This window comes from Marinobacter sp. (genome assembly GCF_052094685.1).
Lineage (GTDB): Bacteria > Pseudomonadota > Gammaproteobacteria > Pseudomonadales > Oleiphilaceae > Marinobacter.
Window position 1 is genome coordinate 1 of the sequence record NZ_JBQDKB010000149.1, and the last position, 5,593, is coordinate 5,593.

Sequence of the window (5,593 nt, forward strand, 5' to 3'; positions counted from 1 at the left end):
GTACCGCCCAACTGGTTAAAAATTAAGTAGTGCCAACTATCCTGCCAGAGGGGGATCTCGCGCAGGGAAAGTTCCAGTTTGTTGTCTTCGCTAATGCTGGAAATAAGTTCGATGTTGGTGTCCGACATTTTTTTCTCCTGAAAAAGTTAGGCCGTCTGTCACTTCGCTAATGGCACGGACAATGAGCAGATGGGCGGGACAGATGCCAATCGCGCCAGATTTGGAAGCTTTAATTCGAAATGCCAAGTCCGGTGTATAGCCATGCTGGCTGGTATAGACTGCATCAGCAAGCCCCCTCTCCACGAAGAGCCACAACTAAAATGCTAGGCCCAAGCCATTTCAAAGAAGAAAACCAGGAAAAGCTCCAGCAATACATCAAGGACTACAGCTTTGGCACACTGAGGTGTCATGTTGCGCGGGCGAACCCTGTTTGGCAGCGCATTGAAAATGGCGCTTCGGTGTTTGCGATTTTTCAGGGGCCGGATGCGTGCGTTTCTCCCTCCTGGTATGAAACCAAGGCGGATTGGTAAACGCCATTGTCGGTATCGAGATTCAAGTTGAATCCCTTACCCGAAAGGTTAAGGCTAGCCAAAATCATCCAGAGCGTAATCGAGCGGGTGTGAAGGCCGGGCTGGCAGCTGGCACTGCTAGCGAGCAGGCCATGTCGGCATTTATCAGCTGGATAGCCGAGCTAACCGAAGGTGATCTGGAGTTGGGAAATCGAGGTGCGGCCGTGGGTTAGGCAGCTCTAGTGTGTGCCGCGATCTCGGTTATGATCGTCGAACGAACAAACTTGCGTTAGTTGAGTCCACAAATTTCGAGGAACAAAATATGAATTTAAGAGTTATCGGCACCATTGGGACATTTCTTTTAGTTTTCCTGGGGCTAATGTACAAAGTTGACGACTTTACTGTTGGAGAATTCTTCATTTTTCTAGTCCTCAGCTCTATAGCGGGCTTAATCGCTTGGTTTAAACTTTTTAAGCCAGGCGCTCAACGCAGAGGCAACTAAGTGCATCTGCCTGGCCATTGCACAGGCATCATGTCGCCCCTCGGTGGGCACATGGCAAGGGCCAATCGTGGTGTTCCGCTTCCTGAAAAGAATTGGCATAGTGAATACGATGCCTTGTGCCATTTATCCTTTGGGCCGAAGCGATCTATTGGCAGCTTCAAACATTTGCGGTCGCAGAAAGCACTACACAGGCCAGGGAGTTGCTACTAGCTAGGTCGCGATGTTTTTTTGCAGCCTGCCCTACCCTAACCGGCAGCTGTGACTACAACAGAAACTGGGCCTGGGTAACGTGGCGTTACTCAGGCCCAGTGCTGGCTATGCTCGCATCAGGACTCGCTCACCATAACAGACTTCACATTCACAAATTCGTGCATGCCAAAGCCGCCATGTTCGCGCCCATAACCGCTCTGCTTTACCCCACCAAAGGGCAGGTTAGGCTGAGCCAGGTTATAGCCATTGATATTGACCATACCTGTGTCAAATTCATTTCGAGCCAGGCGCAGCGCCTCGTCTTCGTCGGCGCTAAAGATGCCACCACCCAGGCCATAAATAGAGTCATTTGCAACTCGCATAGCCTCGGCTACGTCCTTTACTTTGATCAACGCCGCGACCGGTCCAAACAGCTCATCGTCATACGCTGGCTGCCCGGGCGCCACGTTTTCCAGTACCGTGGGTGGATAGAAGTAACCTTTGCCCTCAGGAATTTCGCCACCCAAAGAACAGGTTGCGCCAGCCTCGATCGACTTGCGAACCTGCTCATGCAGACCATCTCTGAGGTCTTCGCGAGCCATGGGGCCCATTTTGGTATCACTGTTCGTGGGATCACCAAAAGAGAGCTTCTTCATTTCAGCCAGGCAGGCCTCCCTGAACTCCTCATACACGGGCTCTTCAATAATAAAGCGCTTCGCAGCCACGCAGGTCTGGCCCGCATTGTAGGTTCGGCCCTGAACACAGATCTTCGCGGCCTTCTTGATGTCGGCATCTGCCAGAACCAGGTAAGCATCGTTGCTGCCCAGTTCCAGCACGGTTTTCTTCAGCACTTTAGCGGCTCGCTGGGCCACTGTCCGGCCAGCGTTGGGGCTACCCGTCAGCGTAACGCCACGCACTAGTTTGTGCTCGATAACGGCGTCTGATACCCCATGCTCAATTAGCAGCGTGCGGAAGGCGTGTTCGGGCATGCCGGCATCGCGGTAAAGTTTTTCAACTTCCAAAGCCATGCCCCACACATTATTTGCATGTTTCAATAGCACGGTGTTACCCGCCATGAGGTTGGCGGCGCTGTAGCGAATAACCTGGTAAAGCGGAAAGTTCCACGGCTGTATGCCGTAAATCACACCTTGAGGCTGATAAGAAACCACAGCACGGCCGCCCGCCAGCTCTCTTGTTTCATCGGCCAGTTCCGTGGGGCCCTGTTCTGCGGTGTACTCACAAATCGCCGCGCACAGTTCGCATTCCTGTTTGCCCTCAGCCAGGGTTTTGCCCATCTCCCGGGTCATGAGTGCGGCGTAGTCATCCTGGCGCTCACGAATCAGGGCAGCGGTTTTGCGCAGAATATCCGCGCGCTCTTCAAACCCGGTTTTGCGCCAGCTAAGAAACGCATGATGAGTCTGCTCAATGATGCCCTCTGCTTCTTGTCTGGACATCATGGTATAGGTTTCAAGAACGTCTTCTGTGGCAGGATTGATTGTCTTATGAGTGTTCGACATCAGTTTGCCTCCTGAATAATTAATGACAGCTGAACCAGATATGTGTTCAACCGTCATAAAATGGTATTACCAACTAAACGTAACATGGCCGGCTGCCCTTAAGAGCGAAGGTTACCTAACCGTATAACTCGGTAGCGGCCAGCGGCCTGAACTCAAACCTTAGGCCTCGCCCATCACAGTGTTCAACTACTCGGCTAATGACGTTGACGCAGCAGGCCAGAACTCAGTCGATCAAGTCGTTGATGGATGGCTCTCAAGTCCCGGGCACTGCGCCAATATTATGCGTGTCGAATTCACCGAAATGGGCGCGGCGAGGATTGAGGCGCCGGGCTCGAAATATTCCCCTGTATGGACCCAGGTTTTTGCCCGGCCGCGCTAACAAAATAAGCCTGCGAATAACTCGGCTGTAGTTCTTGAGCGCTAAATCTATATTGCCTAGAATGGCGCTCCTTTTATTTAATGCAGGTCACTACCATGAACGACACTAAATCGCTGCCAACGTTACCGGATCGACTTTCAAGAAACCCCCATAGCTCGCACCATGTAGCAGACGTTTTTGAACACGATATTGCTATTCGGCTTAATGGCAAAGAGCGTACTAATGTCGAAGAATATTGCATCAGTGAAGGTTGGATTAAAATCGCCTCACCCAAAGCACTGGACCGTCGCGGACAGCCGCTTCTGATGACTCTGAAAGGAAAGGTTGAAGCCTACTACGATTAAGCAACAAGATAAGCTACCGACACCACACGTCGGTTCTGCGCAGGCAATAGCTTTTTCATGAATGCTCCCATGCCGCCCCTTTGAGTTCCGTTTCCGGCCAGTTTTTAACGTTCCTCAGGTTACAATGCTTCCTGTGACCTGAGGACGAAACCGTGAACGATCGCCACTATCAACAAGCCCGGCTCGCACGTGACCATCGCTTCGATGGGCGGTTTTTCGTTGCTGTTAAAACCACAGGTATCTACTGCAGACCGATCTGTCCGGCCCCGGCGCCAAAGGAACAGAATGTCTGCTACTTCGAAACGGCCATTGCCGCCGCTAACGCCGGGTTTCGCCCCTGTTTGCGCTGCCGTCCAGACAGCGCCCCGGCCTCCTGGGCCTGGAAAGGCACTGACACCACCCTTGAACGCGCGTTGCAGTTGATTGATGACGGCGCGCTGATCAGCGGCAGTACTACTGAGCTGGCTGACCGATTGGGCATCAGCAGCCGGTACCTCGGTCAGTTATTTCAGCGCACGGTAGGCACCAGTCCGAAACACTACAGCCTGTATCAGCAGGTGCTGTTCGCCAAGAGCCTACTGCAGCAAACCGACTTGCCAATTACTGATATTGCTTTGGCTTCCGGGTTCAAGAGTGTGCGACGTTTCAACGATTGCTTTGCCAGCGTCCTGCAAATGACACCGCGCTCGCTGCGACGCCCGATGGGGAAACGGACCAAGGAACCTGGTATCCGTCTGTTTTTAAGTTACCGACCGCCTTATGACTGGGCCGCATTACGCACCTTTCTGCAAACCCGTTTAATCGACACTCTGGAGTGGTGCGGTGAGGACCACTATGGCCGCACGTTTCGTCTGGCCAATGGCGCCGCTGGTCGTTTTACGGCCTGGCACCGGCCCGAACGCTGTGGCTTTGAAGTCGCACTTGCGTTCAATCAACCCTCAGCGCCGTTGCCCGTGGTACGTACGATTCGCCGTTTGCTTGATCTTGATGCCGACAGCAGCACCATCGATGCCCATCTGGCACCAATTCAGAACCAGTCGGGAACGGAGCGTCCGGGTTTACGACTGCCCGGCACTTGGGATGCGTTTGAAGCGGGTATTCGTGCCATTCTTGGGCAACAAATCAGTGTGATGGCCGCTCGCAATCTGGTTCAACAGATCGTGGCAGAACACGGTGAGTTGCTGCCGGGCCCAGACGCTGAGCACCGCCTGTTCCCAACCCCTGCAGCTCTCGCCCACAGCGACCTCAACACTCTGAAAATACCCGGCCGCCGACGCCAGACCCTGATCGATCTCGCCCGATTTTTCGACACCCAACCCGACCAAGCCGCCGACCCTGAGCAGTGGCTTGCCCTAAGCGGCATCGGTCCCTGGACAGTGAATTACGCGCGCATGCGCGGGCTTGGCGACTGCGACATCTGGCTTGGGTCTGATCTTGGCGTGAAGAAGGCACTGGGGCAGACGAACGGTTCATGGGAACCGGCTGACGCCTCGCCCTGGCAAAGTTATCTGACCTTTTACATGTGGAGTTTGCTATGAAACCTGTTTTCGAGAGTTTATTGCCCACCCCCATAGGTACCGTGCGCATTCAGGCGAATGAAGACGCCATTACCCGCATCGATTTTATTGATGACGGCAAGCATTCGGCCTTTGCAGAAAACGACGTGACTCTTCAGGCCCGAGCGCAGTTGAAGAACTATTTTGAGGGCACGCGCCAAGTCTTTGATTTGCCATTGGCCCCGCAAGGCACGGAGTTCCAGCAAGCCTGCTGGCAGGCGCTGATTAAAATTCCCTATGGGGAAACCCGCTATTACGCGGAACAGGCCCAACTGATTCAGCGCCCGAGTGCGGTTCGCGCTGTTGGGGCGGCCAATGGTGCCAACCCGATTTCCATCGTTGTACCTTGCCACCGTGTTATCGGGAAAAACGGCCAATTGACCGGCTACGCCGGGGGCCTGGAACGAAAGACCTGGCTACTGGCCCATGAGCAGGATGCTATAACCGATCGAGTTCGACGGTAATCCCCCCCCCATTTTAATAGGTTTTTTGGGGGATAACGTTGGCTGCTCGTGGCAATTCCTCCTATGCTCTAATCATAGGCTAGTGTTTCGTCCGGTTAATTCGCTGGCGCATGTTTGTTATAATAGGAATCGT

At 53.6% G+C, this 5,593-nt stretch carries 7 protein-coding genes; 6 read left to right on the forward strand and 1 reads right to left on the reverse strand.

Annotation, left to right across the window (positions count from 1 at the left end):
* The first annotated feature begins 320 nt into the window (after positions 1 to 320).
* Both ACTH3S_RS17635 and ACTH3S_RS17640 read left to right on the forward strand, forming a co-directional pair.
* Positions 321 to 530: an FMN-binding negative transcriptional regulator gene (locus ACTH3S_RS17635; RefSeq protein WP_441810320.1), complete on the forward strand. Its 210-nt coding sequence runs from the start codon at positions 321 to 323 to the stop codon at positions 528 to 530.
* Positions 524 to 742, forward strand: coding sequence for a hypothetical protein (locus tag ACTH3S_RS17640; RefSeq protein ID WP_441810321.1), 219 nt, complete (start codon positions 524 to 526; stop codon positions 740 to 742). The genes ACTH3S_RS17635 and ACTH3S_RS17640 overlap by 7 nt, the downstream gene beginning before the upstream one ends.
* 595 nt (positions 743 to 1,337) lie before the next feature.
* Here ACTH3S_RS17640 and ACTH3S_RS17645 read toward each other — a convergent pair.
* Positions 1,338 to 2,717 (reverse strand): NAD-dependent succinate-semialdehyde dehydrogenase, encoded by a 1,380-nt coding sequence (locus ACTH3S_RS17645; protein WP_441810322.1) that lies wholly within the window; start codon positions 2,715 to 2,717, stop codon positions 1,338 to 1,340.
* 178 nt (positions 2,718 to 2,895) lie between these two features.
* Between ACTH3S_RS17645 and ACTH3S_RS17650 the strand changes: the two genes are divergently transcribed.
* From ACTH3S_RS17650 to ACTH3S_RS17665, 4 genes are all read left to right on the forward strand, one after another.
* Entirely contained in the window at positions 2,896 to 3,096 is a 201-nt protein-coding gene (locus ACTH3S_RS17650; protein ID WP_441810323.1) for a CAP domain-containing protein, read from the forward strand.
* A 95-nt stretch (positions 3,097 to 3,191) separates the two neighbouring features.
* Positions 3,192 to 3,440 (forward strand): DUF3297 family protein, encoded by a 249-nt coding sequence (locus ACTH3S_RS17655; RefSeq protein WP_441810324.1) that lies wholly within the window; start codon positions 3,192 to 3,194, stop codon positions 3,438 to 3,440.
* Positions 3,441 to 3,592: 152 nt separating this feature from the next.
* Positions 3,593 to 4,978, forward strand: coding sequence for an AlkA N-terminal domain-containing protein (locus ACTH3S_RS17660; RefSeq protein ID WP_441810325.1), 1,386 nt, complete (start codon positions 3,593 to 3,595; stop codon positions 4,976 to 4,978).
* Positions 4,975 to 5,460: a methylated-DNA--[protein]-cysteine S-methyltransferase gene (locus tag ACTH3S_RS17665; protein ID WP_441810326.1), complete on the forward strand. Its 486-nt coding sequence runs from the start codon at positions 4,975 to 4,977 to the stop codon at positions 5,458 to 5,460. Before ACTH3S_RS17660 ends, ACTH3S_RS17665 begins: the two co-directional genes overlap by 4 nt.
* The last annotated feature ends 133 nt before the right edge of the window (positions 5,461 to 5,593 follow it).

Bases quoted from the DNA above. Each gene is read 5' to 3' on its own strand.
- ACTH3S_RS17655 (WP_441810324.1), top strand. From the start codon at position 3,192: ATGAACGACACTAAATCGCTGCCAACGTTACCGGATCGACTTTCAAGA.
- ACTH3S_RS17665 (WP_441810326.1), top strand. From the start codon at position 4,975: ATGAAACCTGTTTTCGAGAGTTTATTGCCCACCCCCATAGGTACCGTG.
- ACTH3S_RS17635 (WP_441810320.1), top strand. From the start codon at position 321: ATGCTAGGCCCAAGCCATTTCAAAGAAGAAAACCAGGAAAAGCTCCAG.
- ACTH3S_RS17645 (WP_441810322.1), bottom strand. From the start codon at position 2,717: ATGTCGAACACTCATAAGACAATCAATCCTGCCACAGAAGACGTTCTT.